The sequence below is a fragment of the Acidiluteibacter sp. genome (genome assembly GCF_055129545.1).
On the sequence record NZ_JBSRUB010000024.1, the window covers coordinates 47,652 to 70,783 of the forward strand.

Sequence of the window (23,132 nt, forward strand, 5' to 3'; positions counted from 1 at the left end):
TAAATTTTATTCTACACGAAGTACCCCACTTTCTAGGTTGAACTAAATAGAGGAATCAACTGATTTTCACTACGACTTTTCACGTAGATTTTCTAAGAATTAAAAATAATGAGGGTTTAAGCTAAGGGAATCCGAATGGTAGCAACAGTTCCGCTACCTGGGCTTGGGGAATAATCTACTTCCCCATGAATGGTATTCAGTCTACTTTTGATGTTCAATAATCCATGCCCTGAAGTAGCTGAGTCTTTTGAAAATCCGGTTCCATTGTCTTCAACAATTAGTATAATCTTTCCGGCATTCTTGAATAATTGAATCTGCACCATTTTGGCATTAGAATGTTTTATAATGTTATTGATCAATTCCTGAACAATGCGATAAATAGCAACTTCTACGCGCTCTTCCAACCTACCAGTAATTTCAAAATGTTCAAATTCATACTGAATCCCAGTTAAACCTAAGCTCTTGGAAAATAAATCTTCTAATGCGGCAATGATTCCAAGCTCAGTAAGCGCTCTTGGCATCATTTGGTGCGACAATGAACGCACTTCATCAGCCGATTCACTTAGGATTTCTGTAAGTCGATTCAATTCCTGCTTGTGCCCTGGAGATTCTATACTTAGTTCCTTTTCTATTCGCTGAAAAGCCATTTTAAGCCCACTTAGTTGCTGACCTATGCCATCATGTAGATCCTTAGAAATTCGTTTTCGTTCTTCTTCTTGAGCAAAAATTACGGCTTCCAAACCTCTCTCCTGCTCTTGGATCAACAACTTTTGAAGCTCTGCATTCTTCTTGCCTTTGTATCGGAAATAGGTTCCAACTGAAATTACCAACACCATTAAAATTATCACAATCAATAAGAAATTCAACCAACGATTGGACTGTATCTCTGCTTCTTGTCGTTTTAAAGTCAATTGCTGTAACGCTATTTGTTGTTCTTTCTCTTTTGTTTCATATTGCGTTCCTAATTCAGCAATTTGCTCCGCTTTTTTTAAAGTATACAAACTGTCTTCTAGCATTTTGTAACGTTTGAAATAAACCAATGCTGAATCGTATTGATTTTGAGATTCAAACAATTCATAAAATGAATAATTTCCTTCAATTTGAAACTTTAAATCATCCAATGCTTTAGACAAACGAATTCCTTCAGCATAATACTTTTTGGCCTGCTCAATATCCCCTACTTTTTCATTTGCTTTCCCTAAATTAATCGCCGTGATACTTAATGCTAAATTATCACCTGTCTCTTGATTCAATAAATACGCTTCTTTTAAATAAACAAGTGCGTTTTTCCAATCCTTCTGTTTCAAATAGGTGTTTCCAATATTGGATTTCACCATCCCTATATCCTTTATAGAATTTTGTTCAATGAAGAAACTCAAAGCCAATTGATTGTAATAGTGCGCTGAATCATAAATACCCAAATCATCATAAGCAATTCCGACACGTGAAATGGCAAAACTCTTTTTGGTCTGATCGTTTATACTTTGCATCAAATCAATAGCCTTTTTTTGCCATTTGATCGATTCTCGAAAATTATTTAAGCGATCATGAATGTAGCCGATATCTGAATAGCTTTTAGCGATGTTATAAGTATCCTTATATACTTTAGCTAATTCTAATCCTTCAATAGCAAATGCTAATGCCTCATCATACTTTCCTCGTTTTTGAAGGGCGACAATCAAATTGTTGTAGATATAACCATACCAATCTTCATGTTCGGTATTTTTTATCTCCTTTAGTGCTAGTTTATAATGCCTTACTGTGCTGTCTAATAAATTCTTATGCTCATAATTATTGGCAATATAAAACCGTGCTTTAGGTACTAAATCTAAATAATTGTTTGACTTCGCTTTATCGAGTGCCCAAATAGCATATTGCAAACCTTCCCCATTTCCGTTTTCCCTTACTATTTGCCGTGATATTTTCACCATGCTATCCACCTGAATACTGTCCGGCAAATCCTTTATGGAAAATAAAACACTGTCTAAATTAGCTGTATGATTGGACTGACTAAAAACCGAAATAGAACAGAGACAGAAGATTAAAATATTTTTTTTCATTGTCCTAAAGTTAACTATTTCGACAAAGGAATTCTAATAGTAGCAACAGTTCCGCTTCCCGGACTTGGTGAATAATCAACTTCTCCATTCAATGTGTTCAGCCTACTTTTTATATTCAATAGGCCATGTCCATCTCTTTTTGCATTGGCAGAAAATCCTTTACCATTATCTTCTACCATTAAAATAATCTTATCTCCATTTTTAAACAATTGAACACTTACATGTTTGGCTTCTGAATGCTTGATAATATTATTGATTAATTCCTGAAGAATTCGGTACAAGCTCAACTCTATTCGCTCTTCTAGACGCTCATTTATTCCATAATGTTCATACTCAAATTGGACATCTATTGGTTCTAAACTTTTTGCTAATAAATCACCTACGGCAGGAATTAATCCTTCTTCTGTCAATGCGCGCGGCATCATTTGGTGGGAAATGGTTCGCACTTCATCCGCTGAATCACTAATGATGGAAACCAATCGCTTAATCTCATCTTTTCGATGTGGAATTTCTTCGTTCAACTTCCCTTCCAATCGCTGAAAAGCCATTTTCAATCCACTCAATTGTTGCCCAATTCCATCGTGCAATTCTTTAGAAATTCGCTTACGTTCTTCCTCTTGGGCTTGAATTACAGCATCTACACCCTGATCTCTTTCTTCAATGATTGCAGCATCTTTCTCCGCTTGAGATTTTCGCTTATTAGACTGAACAACAGCCAAAAACACCATACTCGCTGCGATTATAATAAGCCCCAACACTATAATCCATTTGTTGCGGTTGGCAGTCTTTAATTCTGCTTCAGCATTCTCAGACTTTAAAATTGCAGTGGTTTCTCTTTCTTCTGCCAATAATTTCTCTTTTTCGACAGTTTCATATTTAGTTCTTAGCTCTGCAATATTCTTCGCATTATCTTCATTTAAGATACTATCTTTCAGATTCAAATACAATTGAGAATACTCGAAGGCTTTCGCATAATTATTCTGTTTAGCATACATATTAGAAAGCCCTTCCAATACATCTTCCTTTAATTTTCGGAAGCCAGAGGAATTACAAATTGCTAAGGCTAATTCATAATTTTCTTTAGCTTCTTTAAATCGATTCTGCTTTAAATACAAACTTCCCAAGTTATTGTATTCTAAAGCCAACCCATTCATATTATCAAACTTCTTGTTAAAAACCAGTGCTTTGCGATAGTAAACTTCTGCTTCTTGATACCTATGTTGTGCAGAATAAACACCTGCAATATTGTGCCAACAAGTATTTATTTCAGCATGATTCCCCAATTTTTCACTAATTTCTAGTGCTTCAAAATAATAAGTTAGGGCTTCTTCATATTCTTCTCTGTAAAGATGAATTGCACCAATATTAATCAACCCCTTTTTTAGAATGTCCAAATCGTCGATTTCCTTTGAAATCTCAGAAGATTTTTTCAAATACAATAAGGTATTCTCCATGTCAGACAAATAGTAATGCACCACTCCTATATTGTTATATGCCTCTGCAATACCTCGTTGATTATTCAATCGCTTTTCATAATCAAGCGACTCAAAATAAACGACCAAAGCTTTGTCAAACTGACCTTTACTATTGTATATAATACCTATATTATTTATAATTTTAGCCAATAAGGTATCGTTCTTTTCCTTTAAGGCGATTTTCTTTGCGGCCTCATACATCTCCATGGATTCATCCAATTTGCCTTTTCGCTGCAATACATTTCCTTTAATATTGAGGGCTTCTACAATTCCTTTTTTGTATCCAATTTCCTTTGCATTCTCATACGCCAAATTGATGTATCGACTAGTAGAGTCAACATTGACATCAATAAAGGCTTTAGACAACGCGACCTGCTGATCAATAAGTTGGAAGTCAGTTGTTGATTTACGCATCAATTGTCGAATACTATCGCGCACACTTTCATTGTTGCTGCTAACAACTACCGGAAGTAGGAATAATAAAATTGGGAATAATCGTTTCATCTGTCGAAAATAAAAAATTCAAAGGGGTTTCAAAGACGTAATCTGAATATTTCATTGAAAAATACGGTAAACAACCTAGATTGGAATCACTCTTTTTAGTTTTTTCAATCTGTGGTTTCTCATCCAATTGTTTTTTTGTTTCTTTGATTCAATGAAATTAGATCAACTTTCCAAACCATTCTACTACGGCATTTTCGTTGTCTTTACTTTTATTTTGTATGGCAATACCTTAAGTCACGATTTCGTATTGGATGACTCCATCGTAATCACCGAAAATAGTTTTGTAAAACAAGGGATATCGGGCATTTCCGACATTTTTACCACAGAATCTATGGTTGGTTTTTATGGGCAACAAAAGAATTTAGTTTCTGGTGGTCGATACCGTCCTTTTTCCATTGCTGTTTTTGCAGTAATTCAACAGTTTTTTGGAATGAATCCAAAGGCTTTTCACCTGTTTACCGTTTTATTTTACCTTGCCAATGCACTGCTTTTATTTAAGGTGTTGATGTTGCTTTTCAAAGAACGAATTCCCATCGAATCTCAAAAAATATTTGCTGCTGTCATTACCCTATTGTTCATTGCTCATCCTATCCACACCGAAGTAGTGGCCAACATTAAAGGCAGCGATGAAATCCTATCATTTATTGGTGTCTTGGCAAGTTTATTTTTCTTTTTGAAATACATCGACCATCAAAAAATTAGTCATTTTGTATGGGCAATCGGTTGTTATTTTTTAGCGCTTTTGAGCAAAGAAACGGCCATTACCTTTTTAGCCATCATCCCAATTACCATTTATTTCTTTCGAAAAGACCAATGGAAAGCAATCGCCATCACTTCTGCTGGGTTATTAGTAACAGCTGGGATTTGGTACTTTATCAGAGGTCAAATTATTGGCAGTATGACCATCGACTCAGTAGCTGACAACTTGATGAATGATCCATTTTTAGAAGCATCTCTGTCTGATAAATATGCCACAGTGATATACACCTTGTGGAAATACATCGCATTGCTGTTTTTTCCGCACCCTTTAACTTATGATTATTACCCGAAGCACATTCCCATCCTAGGCCTCACAAATCCAATAGTAATTTGGAGCTTAATTGTTTACACAGGATTAATTGCATTCTCTATTTATGGTTTGATTAAAAGAAACATTTACGCTTTTGGAGTTATCCTATTTGGATTGAGTTTGAGTATTTCATCCAATCTTTTTTTCTCCATTGGTGTATTTATGAATGAACGATTCGTTTATGTTTCCTCTTTGGGGTTTTGTATGATAGCAAGTTACTTTCTTCTATTCGACAGTAAAAAATGGTTGAAAAACACATCAGTTGGTTGGGGTTTATTATTAGTTCTCATTCTAGGATATTCAGGAAAAACAATCAGCAGAAACAAGGCATGGGCGAGCAATTTAACCTTGTCTACTACAGATGCACAAACAAGTGTGAATGGAGCTAAAAGTCAGACAATGGCAGGAGGACTATTGCTCGAAAAGGCGCAAGCAACCGCCAATCCTGCCGAAAAGCAACAATTGCTGATGCAATCTATTTCGCATTTAAAGCAAGCGATAGCGATTTATCCCAACTACATCGATCCAAAATTATTGATGGGGAATACTCAATATGAGTTGTACAAAAATCCCACCCAAGCACTGAACTATTACTATGACATTCTAGCCATCAATCCATCTCATGCAAATGCACATCAAAACATTCAATTTGTGATTGAAAAAGTTGCTGATCCAGCCGAACGTGTAAGGTGGTACGAACAATATGTTTCTCGTTCAAATGATCCATCAACCATCTATTTTAAACTTGGCAATACCTATGGACAGCAATTAAATAATTTGCCGAAAGCGATTGAGAATTTAAAACAGGCGTATGCCCTAAAACCAAACAATGTAGATGTAATTACTAACCTCACTACTGCATTATCATTAAATAAACAATTCGAAGAAAGCATTCGTATTCTGAAGGAAAGCATCGATAGATCGCCAAATAATCATCAGTTTTACATGAATTTAGGAATGAACTATTTTGAAATTGGAGAGCTTGAAAAAGCAAAGAATAGCTTTGATACGGCAGTGCAGTTAAATCCAAAATTAAATCGAAGTCAGTTTCCGGTATAGGTAGACCTATTTTTTATCATTGATTAAAATCAAAGATTATAGTTTGGGTTTAATATTTTTTGTAGTTTTGCATTTCGAAAATGGCCTCGTAGCATAACTGAATAGTGCACCACATTACGGCTGTGGAGGTTGAAGGTTTGAATCCTTCCGAGGTCACAATAGAATAGAATCCCAAATTGTTTTCACAGTTTGGGATTTTTTTGATATTGAATTAACACAAATTAGAAAAATAAACCCCTTTAGTATTGTGCTAAGAAGTTTGTGATTTTAAAATACTTCCCGTTACAATACCCTCTAATCCAACAACTTTTATTATCTTTAGTTTTCTCAATTGTATTTGAGCATTGAAACTAAATATTTAAACCTTAAACCAACTCCTATGAAAAAAAGTCTACTTTTTTGTCTTTCATTGATCACCACTGCTGCTTTTGCACAAATAGGCGGCTACTTTCCTTTTCCAGAAAGTAATGCGACTTGGAACTATAATGTGGTAGCGAACTGTATTAACGGTGGTAATACAGAAAATAATTTCTCAATTACTCTTGCTGGAGATACAATTATCAATGGGACTACTTATCATCAATTACAAATCTCATTTGTTGAATCAGTCAATATAGGTCTTTGCGGCTATGCGATTGCAGGATATAAAGGAGCTATCAGACAAGACGTTCCACTCAAAAAAGTGTACTTTATTCCTGCAAATGATACTTTAGAACATTTATTGTATGACTTCAACCTAAATTTAGGAGACACCTTACAAGGTTACACTCAAGAATATTTATTTACTAATGATGTGGTTCAGTCAATCGATTCAGTCATGGTTGGAAATGCTTATCATAAAAGATGGAAAACGAATAACCCTTACAACATTTACATCATTGAAGGAATTGGCAGTACTTATGGACTAATCGAACGATCTCCAGGCGCAATGACGGATATGCCTGATTTTACATTGTCTTGTTTTCAATCGTCCATTCAAGGTGTCTATCCTGATTCTTTAACGGCTTGCGCGGTTATTTCATCTGTACCAGAAAATAATGATAACTCAAATGTCCTAACAGTATTCCCTAATCCTTCAAAAGGAAGTTTTACGATTGATTTTGAAAATGCCAGTACTCAAGAAATTCGCATTACTGATCTGACCGGAAAGTTGATCCTACAGCAAGCTACACTCAATCGTTCTCAGATAAAGATTTCTGATTTGAAAAGTGGAACATACATTCTAACAGTGGTTGATAAAGAAGGGAATTTGACCAACAAAAAGATCATCAGTTGTCCTTGATAAAATAGAATTACATCAAGTGAAAAATCATAATTTTAATACTCCTTGAAAACAGTCGTTTCGAGGAGTATTTTTATTTTAACTAAAAGTAATCCCTTGCCTATTTCAATGAAAAAAATACTTTACTTCTTAGTCATTGCCAGTATCGGTTGTAACGATTCTAAGTCTGAGTTACCTCAAAATCCTATTTCTGAAAATAACTCACTATCGACCAACAAAATACAAGTACTGAATTTTGGAAGTTTTCATTTTGGAAGCACCAGTGATGCTAATTCAGTAAATTTTGACGAAAATGATTCCAGTAAACAATTAGAAGTTAAAGAAATATCAAAGCTGATTGCTCATTTCAAACCAACAATCATCTGTCTAGAGTATTTACCTGAACTCAACGATACGATGAATAAATTGTACCGCTCATTCAAGTCCAATCCTAGTCACTTAAACACAACATTTGGTGAGCTGAGCATGGTTGGATTTGATGTGGCTAGATTGAACGGTTTAGACACGATTTATGGAATCGACTTTCACTTAGGATACAACTATAGCTTAGGAGATTTTATCGAAAATAGCCCTGAATTGGAAAACTCGATAGATCGGGAGACCTACTTAGAAATAACAAATGAACCATTTAAAAACTATCCAGAAATTGCTGCTTTAGATAACCGTTTTGATGAATTGTCATTGATTGAAAAACTAAGATTAACCAACGATCCAATTATGTTAGATTATTCTCTCAACACCAATGCTGACAAGCTATTGTATGTGGGAATTGATAGTGGTTTCCAAGGTGCAGAACAAGCAGCTCAATTCTATTTGAGGAACATGAAAATCTATTCGAATTTGAATCGGATAAAAATGACTAAAAACGATCGAGTTTTAATCTTGATGGGTTCAGCGCACACTGCGATGTTAAGAGAGTTTATAAAAAGAAGTCCCAAATTTGAAATGGTTAATACATTGGACTATTTAGAAAAGTAATGTTGATCCTATTTCTGTGCCACCAAATCAGTCGCTTTTCCTAATTTTGGACCACAATGATTCCAACCCTCCTATCGTCGCCTTTACAAGGTTTTACTGATTTTCGTTTTCGAAATGCTTTTCAAAAATACTTTGGGGGCATTGATATCTTTTTTTCGCCCTATATCCGATTAAACGGGAAAATGGAAATTAAACCAGCTTATGAACGTGACATTCTTCCTAAAAATAACGACACCCTGACCGTTATTCCACAGATTATGACCAATGATGCCGATGAATTTATTTTCGTTGCTAAATACGTTCAATCGTTGGGATACAAAGAGCTTAATTGGAATTTAGGCTGTCCCTATCCGATGGTGATCAATCGCTGCATGGGATCAGGATTAATTAGCGATGCGAACCGAATTGACGGAATTCTAGAAAGAGTGCACAATGAAACGGACATCATCGTTTCCATGAAGATGCGAATGGGATACGAACACAATCGAGAGATTCTAGATGTATTGCCTATTTTAGATAAATACCCCATTAAAAATGTGGCGATTCATGCACGTATTGGTAAGCAACTGTATAAAGGCGGAGTGGATTTAGACGGATTTCAGCGTTGTTTGGATCAGGCCAACCACACCATTTACTACAATGGTGACATTACTACTGTTGAAAGCTACCGAGCCATGAAAGAACGCTTTCCTTCCATCAACAATTGGATGATCGGAAGAGGATTAATTGCTGATCCATTTTTACCCAATATGATTAAAAGTGATACGTTAGTTTATCCCGATAATCGAATTGAAACCTTCAGCAAATTTCACGACACCCTATTCTCTGAATTTGAGCAAACATTATCAGGTGCCAAGCACATCACTTTAAAAATGCTGCATTATTGGGAATACTTCGCCGAAACATTTTACAATCCTAAAAAGGTAGTAAAAATGATTAAAAAAGCAAATACCATTGAAGCGTATGACAAGGCCGTGAAACAGATTTTTGAAGCGGAAGAAGAGTACTCATGGACTGAAAGCCAAAAGTGAGGAACACAAAGTTAATTTTATAAATACATAGCATCTAGCCCCTTGCTTCTAACTTCTAGCATCTTCCATTAAATATCTAACCACAAACACGCAAAGATTCCACAAAGATCACAAAGGAATAGCAATCTAAATGCACATTAGAAATACTAAGCTACTTTTATAAATACATAGCATCTAACCTCTTGATTCTAACTTCTAGCATCTCCCTTTAAATATCTAACCACAAATCACGCAAAGATTCCACAAAGGTCACAAAGGAATAGCAATCTAAATGTACATTAGAAATACTAAGCTACTTTTATAAATACATAGCATCTAGCCTCTTGCTTCTAACTTCTAACATCTTTCATTAAATATCTAACCACAAAGATCACAAAGGAATAGCAATCTAAATGCACATTAGAAATACTAAGCTACTTTTATAAATACATAGCATCTAACTTCTAGCCTCTTGCTTCCGACTTCTAGCATCTTCCCTTAACAAAAGTCCTCGAAAAACAAAGATTCACTGATTGACTCATTAATCAATTAACTATTTGATTAAGCAATGTTCGTATACACTGCTTGTGTATCATCATCGTCTTCAATCTTATCCATCATTTTTTCGATGTCCACCATTTGTTCGTCAGTAAACTCTACAGGAGTCGTTGGGAAACGTTGTAAATTCGACTTCGTCAATTCTATTTTTTGCTCTTCCAACGCATGACTCAAAGTTCCAAAGTCGGTCCAATCAGCATACGCATAAGCCGTGGTTCCATCTACTTCAATTTCTTCTAGGCCTGCATCTATCAATTCCAATTCTAATTCTTGAACATCAACTCCTTCAGGAATTTCAAATTCAAAAACCGCTCTTCTGTTAAACATAAATTCCAATGAACCTGTAGGCACTGTACTTCCTCCTGCTTTATTGAAATAGGATTTAATATTTGCTACGGTTCTAGTGGTGTTATCTGTGGCACATTCTACAAATACTAACACGCCATGAGGTCCTTTGCCTTCATAATTGACTTCGACATAATTCTCTGCATCTTTCGCTTCTGCTCGTTTGATCGCATTTTCAATGTTATCCTTTGGCATGTTCTCTCCCTTCGCATTCTGAATTGCCGTTCTCAATCTGGCATTCGTCTCTGGGTCCATACCGCTTTCTTTTGCAGCTAACGTAATGGCTTTAGCCAACTTTGGAAAAACCTTAGACATCTTATCCCATCTTTTTTCTTTCGCTGCTCTTCTATATTCAAACGCTCTTCCCATGTTTTCAAATTGTATTATTAAGTAGTGCAAATTAAACCATTCTATCGTTTTATTAAAATAGTCTTTTCACAAAATTATACTAGATTATTCGATTTTTTAAACTTACCAAAGCTTTGAAAATTTCTTAATCGTAGGATTTTTTCCCCATGTATGTATTTATACCGACCGATTATAAAGTTCTTGAAGTGTATTTCGAATAATCGGCTACTTTTGCGGCAGAGTTTTTGGTTAATTTGTATTAGGTTTTAACCAATTTGTCACCTGGTTTGGTCGCCAGGTGATTTTTTTTAGCCCTCCTCCCATTTCTATTTTCTTATCCTTAATTTTGAGCTGCAAAACAGTATTATGAAGCAGTTCGACATTCCCGCCTATTACAGAAGTTCATTCATTGGCTCTATCAAAGAAGCTCGTAAAATAAGCGATCCACGCAAAAAGGACTTCGCGCCTACTTTATTGGATTTTGGACCAGTACAATTTTATATTGCCCGTCATTTTGGGTTTTGTTATGGCGTAGAAAATGCGATCGAAATCGCTTATAAAGCTGTAGAAGAAAATCCTGGAAAACGCATTTTATTATTGTCACAAATGATTCACAATCCAATCGTGAATGCTGATTTGCAATCAAAAGGAATTGACTTCATTATGGACACCGAAGGCAATCATTTTATTCAATGGGACGATTTAGAATCGGATGACATTGTCATTATTCCTGCTTTCGGAACTACTTTAGAAATCGAGCAACTGCTGAAAGACAAAAACATAGAAACCCAAAAATACAATACTACCTGTCCGTTCGTGAATAAAGTTTGGAAACAGTCGGACAAATTGGGACAAGACAATTACACGGTTTTAATTCATGGGAAGCACAAGCATGAAGAAACCCGCGCCACCTTCTCACACAGTAACGCAAGCGCTCCATCTGTAATTATAAAAGACATCAATGAGGCGCGTATCATTGGCGATATTATTTTAGGAAAAAGAGATAAATCTGAATTCATTAAACGCTTTGAAGGAATGTATTCTGCTGATTTCAGCATCGAAGAACACATTGATCGGGTTGGTGTAGTGAATCAAACGACGATGCTCGCTAGTGAAACCCAAGAAATAGCCGATTACTTCAAGCAAGTAATGTTGGATAAATATGGTGCGGAGAATTTAAAAAATCATTTTGCCGACACAAGAGATACGTTGTGTTATGCTACGAATGATAACCAACAAGCAACTTATGGTTTATTGGAAGCATCTGCCGATTTAGCGATCGTTGTGGGTGGATACAACAGTTCCAACACTTCTCACATAGTAGAATTGTGTGAAGCCAAATTGCCGACTTACTTCATTTCTTCAGCGGATGAAATCCTAGATGAGAATCACATTCAGCATTTCAACTACCATCACCAAGAATTAAGAAATACAGAAAACTTTTTACCTAAAAATAGTCCCACTAAAATTATCTTAACCAGCGGTGCTTCTTGCCCTGATACCATGATAGATGCCGTAATTTCTAAAATTCTGACTTACTTTCCAGAGAGTAAGGACATGGAAATTGTGCTGAGAGAGTTGCTTGGGTAGTTAGGTAGGAAACTTAATCATCTTACCAACCTGTTAAATCTTATTGTTGTTATATATAATTACTAGTTTTCTATTATCTCAATAATTGTTCTTTCATTTTTTTTGTAAGCTTCCTCTCTTTCCGCTTCTGTTCGTAACTTCAATATTATTGATTCTTCAATCAGGGGTTGAGATTCACCTAATCCAATTGCTATTATTCTCTTTTCATTAATACCATTTGCAACTAGTTTGGCTTTAATGGAATCTGCTCTACCTTGAGATAATTTTAGATTGTACTCTTTACTTCCTCTTACTCCAGTATGATTAATCAATTTAACTCTGATGGACATATTTGATTTTAGGAATGAAGTTAAACTATCTAATATCTCACTATTTAGCTTGTCAGCAAAGTAGTGAGTACTATAATCAAGATTTGCAATAGTCTTTATTGCTCCCACTTTAAATAAAGTATCATTATATGTAAATGATTGTGCTATACTATTAAAAGAAATAAATAGTGAAATAATTAAAATATGGTGCTTCATGTTAAGGTTATTAATACCCTAATTAAGAATTCATTCCACTAAGTAAAGATATCATTAGTGGATTAGTAAAAAGCAAAAGTTTGCCATTTCCTTTACTTGTCCGTCCTTTGGCAGGGTCAAAATCTATTCGAATGAGATGGTCTAAGTTCAAAAAATTCTAGAGTAGCTGTATTTAAATTTTAGCCAATTGAAATATTAAGACTTTTACCTAATCCTAATTCAATTAACTTATTGTAAGTAGAAATTTGAATATCACTTAAGCCTCGCTCTATTCGAGAAATGTAGCTCTTTTTAGTTCCTGTTCTTTCAGCAAGTTGTTCTTGAGTTAGGTTTGCTTCTTTTCTAGCTTCTTTTAACATTACACCAAGTCTAAAAGCTAAAGAGTCAGAATCAAATTTAATTCTACTTTCAATTCCCTTTTTCCCATATTTATCTATTAGCAAATCTTCGAAGTTTGTGAGATTTTTCATATTATCTGTTTTTTTCTAGTAAATATTCCTTTTTCAATCTTTCAGCCTTTGAAATCTCCTTTTTTGGAGTTTTCTGTGACTTTTTCACAAAGCAGTTTGCTAGAACCACCAAATTTCCATCATCTAAGAAACATAGTATTCGAATGCTTTTGAATGCAGTAATAACTCGGATCTCATAGATTCCATCAGTATTTTCAAGCGCTTTAAAAAACTTGATTGGTACTCTTTTTTCGAACCTCACTAAATCAAGAACGTATTCAATTTTTTGTTGAACCTTTTCATCTTGACTTTTGTAAAAGTCAATAAAGTGACTTTTGAAGACTGATATATTTCTAATCACAAACCAAAGTTAACTGATTAGTTAACTAAATCAAAATATTTAAAAATGAATTGTTTTTTTTAATCGTTACACAGTAGTACTTGTGCTTAATAATTAGCTTATTACACTACTTTTTTAGTTCTGTTTTTAATTTTATGCATCCAATCAGCGTCAGTCGGATCTACAATAATGGTTTTAAAATTTAACCTTTCACTCTCCATTCCAACACCTTTTGAATCATCAACATGCAGGTCAAAACCAAATGCAGGAGGATACTTGGATGAGTTAACATTTTGAGCTTTTAAAACGCTTCGATTTTCTTTTTCATTCACTATTCTATTTACCTTAATCCCATAATACTTTAATATTCGTCTTATTTTTAATTTATTACGATACGATGTGGTATAAATATGGATTTTATGTCCTTGTTTCTGTAGATCGAAAATCAACTCAGGTGCTCCTTTTCGAATTTCTTCAATACCAAAAAGTTTAGCTATTCTACTTCTTCCTTCTGTTTCAAATTCCTTTCCATTTGGAATTAATGTACTGTCTAGGTCAAAGCTGATATTCATGTCTTTAGTTAAACTGTAACAATACTATTTACATCAAATATTATTGATATCCTTTTTGAAAGAGTAAAATTATAGTCTACATTATAATTATTGAAAACACTAATATTTGACATTGCGATATAATTAAAATTGTTAAACACCTTAATTTTAATCTTGCCACCAAATTACATTCTGCATATTATTTTCTTTAGGTTGATCCTGTTTAGAAATTACTATCTCGTAGAAAGGTCTGGGTGGGTTATCAATATCATAATTCGTAGAGTCAAACATTTGTCTAATACAAAAAGTGTAAGAACCATTTGCAAGCTCTATATATTTGTCAGCATTGTATTTACTAGGTATAGTTTCGTCTTCATACTGAGCTGCCATTGTTAAGTCCTCATAATTTGTAACGAAAACCTTCCCATTTGTCACATTAATATTTGCAACAACTTCTCTATTTGAGACTTTGCTTGATTTTTCTTTTCTAAATTCTAGAGTAAAGAAATCTTGAGTTCCTGTAGCCCAAACTAAGCAGTTGCAATTATTCATTTCAGATTTGAATCGTTCAAGTAATTCGTCTAATTCCCAATCTTCTTTTAAATAAGAATCGTAACAATCGGAATTTACTATTCCAATTAATCCTGAATGATCATTTATCTCTAAAACTCTTGTCATACAATATTAGTATATCCCAAATAAAACAAAAGCGAATATATCCACCTAATTCAAAAATGCATAATTCTATTCCCTACCCAATCCGCTCCAATGCCAAATCCAACGCCATTTGCAACTGCTCTTCTCTACCTATATTGGTATTGTCAAGCACAATAGCGTCATCTGCTTTCACCAATGGATTCTCTTTTCGATGGGTATCGTTGTAATCGCGTTGTTCCAAATTGGTTTTTACTTCCTCCAAGGTGATTTCAATGCCGTTGGCTTGAAGTTCATCAAATCGTCGTTTTGCTCTAACCGCCGGATCAGCAGTCATGAATAATTTCAGTTCTGCTTGTGGAAAAACAACAGTACCAACATCTCGACCATCTAACACTACTCCTTTCTTAGCTCCTAGTTTTTGTTGCAGTGCAACCAATTGTGATCGCACTTCTTTTACTTGACTCAAGGCACTTACAGAATTGTTTACTGCAGTACTTCGAATTTCTTCTTCTACATTTTCGTCGTTCAAATAGGTATCAGAAAATTGCTTGGCTTCATTGAATCGAAAGTCGATGTTGATTTCTTTCAATAATCCAACTACTTCATCATTTGACAAACTAGAAAAATCAGTGATCCCTTTTCGTAAAAAATACAAGGTTACTGCCCGATACATCGCACCAGTATCAATAAAGGCGTAAGATAATTTTTTGGCTAAATTCTTAGCTAAGGTGCTTTTTCCACATGAAGAGAAGCCATCAATGGCTATCACAATTTTAGACATGCGGCTAAATTACACTAATTGTAAAAATCTGAGATACGAGTAACCACAGAAAATGTGTTGGTTGCTCCAGCTTGGTGATAAGCTGCTCGTCCGTAACTGATGTGAAATTTAGAAACTCGAAGGCCAACACCAAAGCTAAAACCAACTAAACCAGTCTTTTCCTCGACCAACAACTCTCTTCTTCGCTGATAGTTATATCCAAATCGAATGTGAAAATTCTCTGAAGGAATAAATTCCATAGAAACAATGGTGTGACGCGCTGCATTTTCAAAAAAACCGTCTTTATTTTTTTCTTCTTCCGTATCTCCTAATAGTGAATTAGTGGCTACAATCTGATTTTCGTAGGTCAAATCAGGTGTTTCTAAGCTGTGTGCTATTAAAGAAAATCGCAATGGCACATTTTTCAATCTTTTTGAAACTCCGGCTTGAATTTCAAAAGGAATGGCCTCTCTATTGTCTTTTTCATAAGTGGTGAATTGTGCACCCATATTTTTAAGCACCAAACTTGCCGTAAATCCACTTTCCTTTTTGTAATAAGTTCCCCCTAAATCGATTGCCATTCCAAATGAATTGTAATCATACAAGGATGAAATGATGGTATTTAAATTGGCTCCAATACTAAAATATTCATTCAATTCTTTTCCATAACCCATTACTATCGCGTATTCACCTGCGTTGAAAGTACCCATTTCGTTACCTCCTGCATCTCTTTCAGTAAAAGTTCCATAACTCACATATCGCATCCCAAGATTAAACGTACCAATTGAATCGTAATGCTTTGTAAAGGAAGTATACCCATAGTTGATATCGGTAAAATAGTTGGTGTAGTTCAACGTCAACTGATTATTCATTTCCTTGTTTAACAAAGCAGGATTTTGCAGCGCTAAATTGGGGTCATTATCTTTAATTGCAATTCCACTACCACCTAATGATGCTACTCTCGCAGAATAAGTAAGGTCTAGAAATTCGTAGGTATCTGTCCCGCCGTTTTGGGCAGAAACTATTCCGGATGAAATCAAAATAAGTGAGAAGGTCAACAGTCTGAGGTGCTTCATAGAGGATATTTTGTCTAATTACGCAAAAGTGCAATTTTTATTGTTAGAATTTAAACTTTGTTATACACGATGTCGAATTCATTGGCAGATATTTCCTCCCAATTCGCTTCAAAATCGACCAACATATCTTGTATTAAATTCCGGTCTGGTAGAATTTTCGCTTCTACTTCATAGGTCAAAAACCGACTGCCTAATAATTGAACCTCAATAAACTTGTCTACCGATTCTATTTTAAAATAGGACTTCCCATTTCTGTATTTTCGATATTGAGGAAACTGCATAAACGTTAATAATAAGTTAAGTTGATTTTATATTTCTAAATTGACGTTAAATTTACACCCATATGAATCAAAAAACCATTCGTTTAGTCATTCTTTTTGCGACCGTAAGTTTGTTAGGAATTGGCTCCTTCCAATTATTTTGGGTCAATAAAGCGTTCGATTTAGAGTCTAAGCAGTTCAACGAGCGTGTTTTTGTGGCCCTAAACAATGTGGCCCGAACCGTTCAAAAATTGAATAAGGATACATCTGATTTATATGCTCCAATTCAACAAATTCGCTCTAATTTTTTTATCGTCAGCACCAACGATACTTTACATCCTTTTCTACTCGAAAATATTATCTCGAAGGAGTTTGAGAATAGAAACATTCAGACTGCTTTTGAATACATTATTTACGACTGTTTCTCCGATTCGATCGTTTTTGGTAAAAATGTACCTTTAGAAAACGACGATCGTTCCTTTATTAATTTTGCTTCTAGAAACGAACGGTGGAAAGAAAGCACACACTACTTTGGGGTTTATTTTCCTGATAAACGCTCTTACATTATTGATGCCATTGACATTTGGATCTACTCCTCTATTTTTATGCTAATTGTGATGGTGTTTTTTAGTTACACCATTTGGGTGATTTTAAAGCAAAAACGAATTGATGAGATAAAAACCGATTTCATCAACAACATGACCCATGAATTAAAGACGCCTATTTCAACGATTTCTTTAAGTACTGATGTATTGATGAAACCAGAGATTATTAATAATCCTGAACGATTAAACACCTATGCTCGAATTATAAAGGAAGAAAACAACCGATTAAAAACTCAGGTTGAAAAGGTGTTGCAGATGGCTTCTTTGGAAAATAGCTCCATAGAATTGGAGAAAAAGGAAATTGACATCCACGAATTGTGTTTACACACTATTCGGAGTTTTGATCTGATTTTAAAGGACAAAAACGGGTCAATGACCACTCAGTTTGATGCCAATCCATCCATTTTTATAGGAGATCCTTTCCATATCGGAAATGTACTGTTCAATATGTTGGACAATGCCATTAAATATTCACCCATAAATCCCGAAATAGAACTCGTAAGCCATTCAGACAAAAAGGGTATTTATTTAGAAATTAGAGATCAAGGAATTGGAATTTCTGATAAAGACAAAAAACAGATCTTTGATAAATTTTATAGAGTAACCAAAGGAGACTTACACGATGTGAAAGGCTACGGTCTGGGATTGAACTATTCTAAAACCATGATTCACCTGCACAAAGGCTGGATTAAACTAAAAAACAATATTCCAAATGGATCCATTTTCACCATCTTTCTTCCCTTTAAACCATAAAGAGGAACCAAAAATGAAACAATACAACGCATCTATATTATTGTTGGAAGACGACGCCAACCTTGGATTTGTTACGAAAGACAAATTGGAGGAAGTGGGCTTTTATGTCAAGTTGTGTGTGGATGGCGAGCAAGCCATAAAGACGATTCAAACAGAACAAGTTGACATTTGCTTATTGGATGTTATGCTTCCAAAAATTGATGGATTTACAGTTGGTAAAATCATCAAGGAAAAAGACCCTTTGATTCCTATTTTGTTTGTGACCGCTCGATCCATGAAAGAAGATCGAATTAAAGGCTTAAAACTAGGAGCTGATGATTATATCACCAAACCTTTTGATTTTGATGAATTAATTTTAAGGATCAAAAATACATTGAGTAGAACCAAACTGCAGCGCAAAAAGATAGATGAAGGACCTAAAGAATATGAAATAGGGAGTTACCATTTCAATATCATAAATCAATATTTAGAATTAGAAGGAAAACGAACAAAGCTCACCAAAAAAGAAACGGACCTTCTAAAAATGTTGTGTGAAAACATGAACGACATTATGAACCGTGATGAAGCCTTAGAGCAGATTTGGGGAGTAAACGATTACTTCAGTGGCCGAAGTATGGATGTATTTATTTCTAAGATTAGAAAGTACTTAAGAGACGATGAACGGATTCAAATTATCAACATCCACGGCGTTGGTTTTAAACTGGCGATTGAGTAGTTTTACTGCATGCAAGACTTTCTATACCAAACTACTGAATACGTTTTAAAAGAGCAAAAAGAGCAGATCGCTGATTCTGTGATAATTCTTCCAAACAGAAGAGCAGCACTTTTCTTAAAAAAGCATTTTGGCAAACTCATCGAGAACCCCATTTGGAGTCCTCAAATCATAAGTGCTGAAGAATTTTTAGAAGAATTGTCCGATGTTAATGTATTGGACAGTTTAAGTCTACAGTTCGAATTATTTTCTGTTTACCAATCCATTGTACCAAAAGAAGAACAAGACAGCTTTGATCAATTCATTCAATGGGGACAGATTTTATTGCAAGATTTCAACGAAATAGATCGTTACCTGATTGACCCAACTGCTATTTTCTCTTATGTGAATGAAGCACGAGCCATTGAAATTTGGAATTTAGAAGCACAAGAAATCAGCGAAGTACAACATCAATATTTGCAATTCTGGAAGCAGATGCAAACGTTGTACACTGCTTTCAGAAAACATTTAAGTGATAAAAAACAAGCTTATTCAGGATTGTCTTACCGAATTGCAGCTGAAAATTTAACGACCGAGAAAGTATCGAATCTGCCTTATAACCACCTTTATTTCTGTGGATTTAATGCGTTAACAGCAGCTGAACAAAAAATCATAGAAAAGCTATTGATGGCGAAAAAAGCGACCATGCTATTTGATGCTGATGAATATTACTTGAATGATGAACTCAATGAGGCCGGCTTATTTTTAAGGCAATTAAAGAAGAAAACACTTTTCAGTGATGGGTTTAAATGGATTGGCAATCATTTTAAAGCACCCAAAAAAATAGACATCTATTCGGTTCCTAAAAATGTAGGCCAAGCAAAACTTGCAGGTCAATTGTTGCAGGAAATGAATCACCCGAATAACTACAAAGATACTGCAGTGGTATTGTGCGATGAAAATCTATTAATTCCAGTACTTCAGTCGTTGCCAGATGCTGTAAATGCAGTGAATATTACAATGGGTTATCCCATCAACAACAGTCCAATTTATACTTTTTTTGAGCGATTCATTCACATTCATGCAAAAGTTGAATTGCAAAATGAACAACGAAAAGAGTATTCATTTTTTTACAAAGATGTATTCAATATTTTGGACCATCCTTTCATGCAATCCATCACTAATCAAGCAGATTCTGCAATCGTAAGTGAGAGCAAAAAAGCAATTCGATTGAACAATGTGGTGTATCTCAATGAAGAGAAAATCATTGAATACCTCCCCTTGTTGAAAGACATCTGCATTTTAAAAGCAGATCAGTTGACTATTGGTGCTTTGCTAAAAAAACTCTTGCAGTTGATTGAAAAAGCAAAAGAAAGATTTGTAGATGAAGGAAATAAGGAAAAGAATAATTTACAATTGGAATACTTGTTTCACTTTGCTAAAATATTCAATCAAATCTCTGATTTACAAGTCAACTACAACAGCATTTCTGAAATAAATACCTTCTCCTCTATTTTTAAGCAATTGTGTAAGCAATCAACCATTCCATTTTACGGGGAGCCTTTGATGGGATTGCAATTGTTGGGGGTATTGGAAACACGAACAATTGACTTTAAAAATTTGATTTTATTGTCGGTCAATGAGGGGATTTTGCCTTCAGGAAAAACGGTGAACTCTTTTCTTCCATTTGATATAAAGACCCAATTTGGACTACCTACGCACAAAGAAAAAGACGCCATTTATGCGTACCACTTTTACCGATTAATTCAACGAGCAGAAACAGTATCCTTGCTTTACAACTCCACCCCTGACCCATTAGGTGGTGGTGAACCGAGCCGTTTCATCAATCAAATCGTTCATGAGTTAAACGCTTATAATCCATCCATTGAAATAGAGCAAAAATTGGTTCAAACCAACCTGAAAGAATACGAACCTTCAGACATTAAGATAAAAAAGACAGCCGAAATAAAGCAGCAAATTATAGATTACTTGAAGCATGGTGTTTCTCCATCGGCGATGAATACCTATTTGAATTGCCCATTAGACTTCTATTACAAATACATTTTAAAACTTCGTGAACCAGAAGAATTAGAAGAGAGTATTGCTCCAAATTCTTTTGGTGATATGCTGCACGAATCATTAGAAGAAGCATTTAAAGAAACGGTGAATCAAAACATTGTGCCAGAAATGATTGATGGGTTAGCAGAAATAGCTCAGAAGAAATGTACTGAACTATTTATAAAAAATTACAGCGAGCAAACCATTCAATACGGTAAAAACCACTTAATTTATAATGTCGCTCAGGATTACATTCGGTTGTTCTTTGAGCAAGAAAAGATATCCTTAAAAAACAATAAACTTCGCATTTTAGGATTGGAACAAAGTTTTAAAGTAGCGTTTCCTTTTGAATACAATGGAAATCAAATAACGACTCAACTAAAAGGCAAAGTAGACCGCATAGACGACTGGAATTCAAACATTAGAGTGATTGATTACAAGACGGGAATCGTAGACGATAAAGCACTGAATCTAAATAAACCATTTGATGAAATAGACTTTAGCAAACATGCGCAAGCTTTTCAATTGTTGTTCTACGCTTATTTGTATCAACAACAAAATAATAGCAAGAGTTTTCCTGAATCAGGGATCATCTCAATGCGGAAAATAAAACAGGGATTATTTCCAGTAAAGTATGGTTCTAAATTTCATTCCGATGATCTAATTTCTGACTTTGAAAATAAGATAAAGCTTATATTTGAAGAAATGTTAACGGTTGAACATTTTGAGCATAAAAGTGATGCAAAATATTGTAAATTTTGCGGTGAATAAAAAAAGCCCTCAGTGGGAATCTGAGGGCTTCTAATATGGGAATTCTAAATACTAACTAAGTATAAACTATTTATTTAGTCTACATAAGACGAAAAAATATATCAAAAAGTTGCTTGAAACAAAAATAATATTACATGAAGACTAAATTCATTCTATTAACTGCTTCTATTTTTCTGTCATTAAGCTCCATAGCGCAAACACAAAGATGTGGTGCAGACCAAAAATTGGCAGAGCAAATTGACGAAAACCCAGGTTTAATTGAGTTAAGAAATCAACAGAACAAAGAAATTGCGATGCATTCCTTGAGTAAATCGAGAGCAGTAATCACCATTCCAGTTGTTGTCCATGTCTTGTATCGAAACAATAATCAAAATATTTCAGCCACTCAGATCAATTCACAAATCAATAGTTTAAATCAAGATTATAGACGATTGAATGGAGATGCCAATCGAACTCCAACTAATTTTTCCAGAGTAGATACTGAAATTGAGTTTTGCTTAGCTACAATAGATCCAAATGGAAATCCAACGAATGGAATTACTAGAACATCGACAACGGTAAACCAAATTGGGGCAACCAATTCCTATTACCGCACCTCTCAAGGGGGAAAGGACATTTGGGATAGAGACTTGTATTTGAACATTTGGGTATGTGATTTAGGCGGCACGTATTTGGGATTTGCCTATCCTCCGGGTGTAGCTCCAGCTGCATATGACGGATTAGTAATTGACTACACCAATTTTGGAACTATTGGGACTGCTATTGCTCCATACAATAAAGGGAGAACTGCAACCCATGAGATTGGTCATTTTTTTAATTTGGAGCACCTTTGGGGGAGCGGTAATGGTGGCTGCGGAAGCACCGATTTTGTCAACGATACACCTACCCAATTCCAAGAAAACTACGGTTGTTTAAATCATCCCTCACCTTCATGTTCTAATACTGGCGATATGTTTATGAATTATATGGATTATGTAGACGACGGCTGCATGAATGCATTTACCTTGGGGCAGAAGAATAGAATGATTTCAGCCATTCAATTGTATAGAACTTCACTATTGAATTCAAATGGATGCGGTTTGGTTGGAATTAGTGAACATGAACTAAAATCAGATTTCTTGATTTATCCAACTTATGCGACGGAATCTATCAATCTGACTACTAAGAAAGTTAGTAATTACCAAGTTGAGATTTTTACGCTTGATGGAAAAATAGTTCAAGAAAGGACAACTAAAGCGACTACTAATTTGTTGTTAAATATAGCAGCGTTAGAGAACGGAATGTACTTTTTGAAAATCACTTCAGGTGGTGCTTCATTTACTGAAAAATTCATAAAAGTATCTCATTAATACCCGTTTT

Annotated in this window: 20 protein-coding genes and 1 tRNA gene; 10 read left to right on the forward strand and 11 right to left on the reverse strand. The window is 34.8% G+C overall.

What is annotated here, in order from left to right; all coding sequences use genetic code 11:
* Positions 1-116: 116 nt before the first annotated feature.
* A complete protein-coding gene (locus ACTB0X_RS11960; RefSeq protein WP_463025262.1) occupies positions 117-2,060 on the reverse strand; it encodes a tetratricopeptide repeat-containing sensor histidine kinase in 1,944 nt (647 codons plus the stop codon).
* 14 nt (positions 2,061-2,074) lie between these two features.
* Positions 2,075-4,039, reverse strand: a complete 1,965-nt coding sequence (locus ACTB0X_RS11965; protein ID WP_463025263.1) for a tetratricopeptide repeat-containing sensor histidine kinase — start codon at positions 4,037-4,039, stop codon at positions 2,075-2,077.
* Between the two features lie 151 nt (positions 4,040-4,190).
* Here ACTB0X_RS11965 and ACTB0X_RS11970 point away from each other — a divergent pair, with 151 nt between their 5' ends.
* The 5 genes from ACTB0X_RS11970 (at position 4,191) to ACTB0X_RS11990 (ending at position 9,458) form a co-directional block, all read left to right on the forward strand.
* Entirely contained in the window at positions 4,191-6,167 is a 1,977-nt protein-coding gene (locus ACTB0X_RS11970; protein WP_463025264.1) for a tetratricopeptide repeat protein, read from the forward strand.
* Positions 6,168-6,249: 82 nt separating this feature from the next.
* Positions 6,250-6,323, forward strand: a tRNA-Arg gene (locus ACTB0X_RS11975).
* A 223-nt stretch (positions 6,324-6,546) separates the two neighbouring features.
* A complete protein-coding gene (locus ACTB0X_RS11980; protein WP_463025265.1) occupies positions 6,547-7,449 on the forward strand; it encodes a T9SS type A sorting domain-containing protein in 903 nt (300 codons plus the stop codon).
* Between the two features lie 108 nt (positions 7,450-7,557).
* Entirely contained in the window at positions 7,558-8,427 is an 870-nt protein-coding gene (locus ACTB0X_RS11985) for a DUF5694 domain-containing protein (protein WP_463025266.1), read from the forward strand.
* Between the two features lie 56 nt (positions 8,428-8,483).
* Positions 8,484-9,458, forward strand: coding sequence for a tRNA dihydrouridine synthase (locus tag ACTB0X_RS11990; RefSeq protein ID WP_463025267.1), 975 nt, complete (start codon positions 8,484-8,486; stop codon positions 9,456-9,458).
* 540 nt (positions 9,459-9,998) lie between these two features.
* On the opposite strand, the gene ACTB0X_RS11995 is transcribed toward ACTB0X_RS11990, so the two are convergent.
* Positions 9,999-10,709, reverse strand: coding sequence for a YebC/PmpR family DNA-binding transcriptional regulator (locus tag ACTB0X_RS11995; RefSeq protein WP_463025268.1), 711 nt, complete (start codon positions 10,707-10,709; stop codon positions 9,999-10,001).
* Positions 10,710-11,039: 330 nt separating this feature from the next.
* On the opposite strand from ACTB0X_RS11995, the gene ACTB0X_RS12000 reads away from it, so the two are divergent.
* Positions 11,040-12,278, forward strand: a complete 1,239-nt coding sequence (locus tag ACTB0X_RS12000; protein WP_463025290.1) for a 4-hydroxy-3-methylbut-2-enyl diphosphate reductase — start codon at positions 11,040-11,042, stop codon at positions 12,276-12,278.
* 62 nt (positions 12,279-12,340) lie between these two features.
* Here ACTB0X_RS12000 and ACTB0X_RS12005 read toward each other — a convergent pair whose 3' ends face one another.
* The 8 genes from ACTB0X_RS12005 to ACTB0X_RS12040 all read right to left on the reverse strand — a co-directional run bounded on the left by ACTB0X_RS12005 (position 12,341) and on the right by ACTB0X_RS12040 (position 16,916).
* On the reverse strand, positions 12,341-12,802 hold the full coding sequence (locus ACTB0X_RS12005) for an OmpA family protein (RefSeq protein WP_463025269.1): 462 nt from the start codon (positions 12,800-12,802) through the stop codon (positions 12,341-12,343).
* A 179-nt stretch (positions 12,803-12,981) separates the two neighbouring features.
* Positions 12,982-13,272 (reverse strand): helix-turn-helix domain-containing protein, encoded by a 291-nt coding sequence (locus ACTB0X_RS12010; RefSeq protein WP_463025270.1) that lies wholly within the window; start codon positions 13,270-13,272, stop codon positions 12,982-12,984.
* 1 nt (position 13,273) lies between these two features.
* A complete protein-coding gene (locus tag ACTB0X_RS12015) occupies positions 13,274-13,612 on the reverse strand; it encodes a type II toxin-antitoxin system RelE/ParE family toxin (protein ID WP_463025271.1) in 339 nt (112 codons plus the stop codon).
* Between the two features lie 101 nt (positions 13,613-13,713).
* Entirely contained in the window at positions 13,714-14,163 is a 450-nt protein-coding gene (locus ACTB0X_RS12020) for an HAD family hydrolase (RefSeq protein ID WP_463025272.1), read from the reverse strand.
* Between the two features lie 147 nt (positions 14,164-14,310).
* Positions 14,311-14,820 (reverse strand): hypothetical protein, encoded by a 510-nt coding sequence (locus tag ACTB0X_RS12025; protein ID WP_463025273.1) that lies wholly within the window; start codon positions 14,818-14,820, stop codon positions 14,311-14,313.
* A 73-nt stretch (positions 14,821-14,893) separates the two neighbouring features.
* A complete protein-coding gene (gene cmk / locus ACTB0X_RS12030; RefSeq protein WP_463025274.1) occupies positions 14,894-15,580 on the reverse strand; it encodes a (d)CMP kinase in 687 nt (228 codons plus the stop codon).
* 14 nt (positions 15,581-15,594) lie between these two features.
* Complete coding sequence (gene porQ, locus ACTB0X_RS12035; protein ID WP_463025275.1) at positions 15,595-16,635, reverse strand: type IX secretion system protein PorQ; 1,041 nt, start codon at positions 16,633-16,635, stop codon at positions 15,595-15,597.
* Between the two features lie 50 nt (positions 16,636-16,685).
* Positions 16,686-16,916: a hypothetical protein gene (locus ACTB0X_RS12040; RefSeq protein ID WP_463025276.1), complete on the reverse strand. Its 231-nt coding sequence runs from the start codon at positions 16,914-16,916 to the stop codon at positions 16,686-16,688.
* 62 nt (positions 16,917-16,978) lie between these two features.
* Here ACTB0X_RS12040 and ACTB0X_RS12045 point away from each other — a divergent pair, with 62 nt between their 5' ends.
* The 4 genes from ACTB0X_RS12045 to ACTB0X_RS12060 all read left to right on the forward strand — a co-directional run bounded on the left by ACTB0X_RS12045 (position 16,979) and on the right by ACTB0X_RS12060 (position 23,122).
* Positions 16,979-18,253: a sensor histidine kinase gene (locus ACTB0X_RS12045; protein ID WP_463025277.1), complete on the forward strand. Its 1,275-nt coding sequence runs from the start codon at positions 16,979-16,981 to the stop codon at positions 18,251-18,253.
* A gap of 13 nt (positions 18,254-18,266) precedes the next feature.
* Positions 18,267-18,968: a response regulator transcription factor gene (locus tag ACTB0X_RS12050; RefSeq protein WP_463025278.1), complete on the forward strand. Its 702-nt coding sequence runs from the start codon at positions 18,267-18,269 to the stop codon at positions 18,966-18,968.
* A gap of 9 nt (positions 18,969-18,977) precedes the next feature.
* Positions 18,978-21,773: a PD-(D/E)XK nuclease family protein gene (locus ACTB0X_RS12055; protein ID WP_463025279.1), complete on the forward strand. Its 2,796-nt coding sequence runs from the start codon at positions 18,978-18,980 to the stop codon at positions 21,771-21,773.
* A gap of 134 nt (positions 21,774-21,907) precedes the next feature.
* Complete coding sequence (locus ACTB0X_RS12060) at positions 21,908-23,122, forward strand: M43 family zinc metalloprotease (RefSeq protein ID WP_463025280.1); 1,215 nt, start codon at positions 21,908-21,910, stop codon at positions 23,120-23,122.
* The last annotated feature ends 10 nt before the right edge of the window (positions 23,123-23,132 follow it).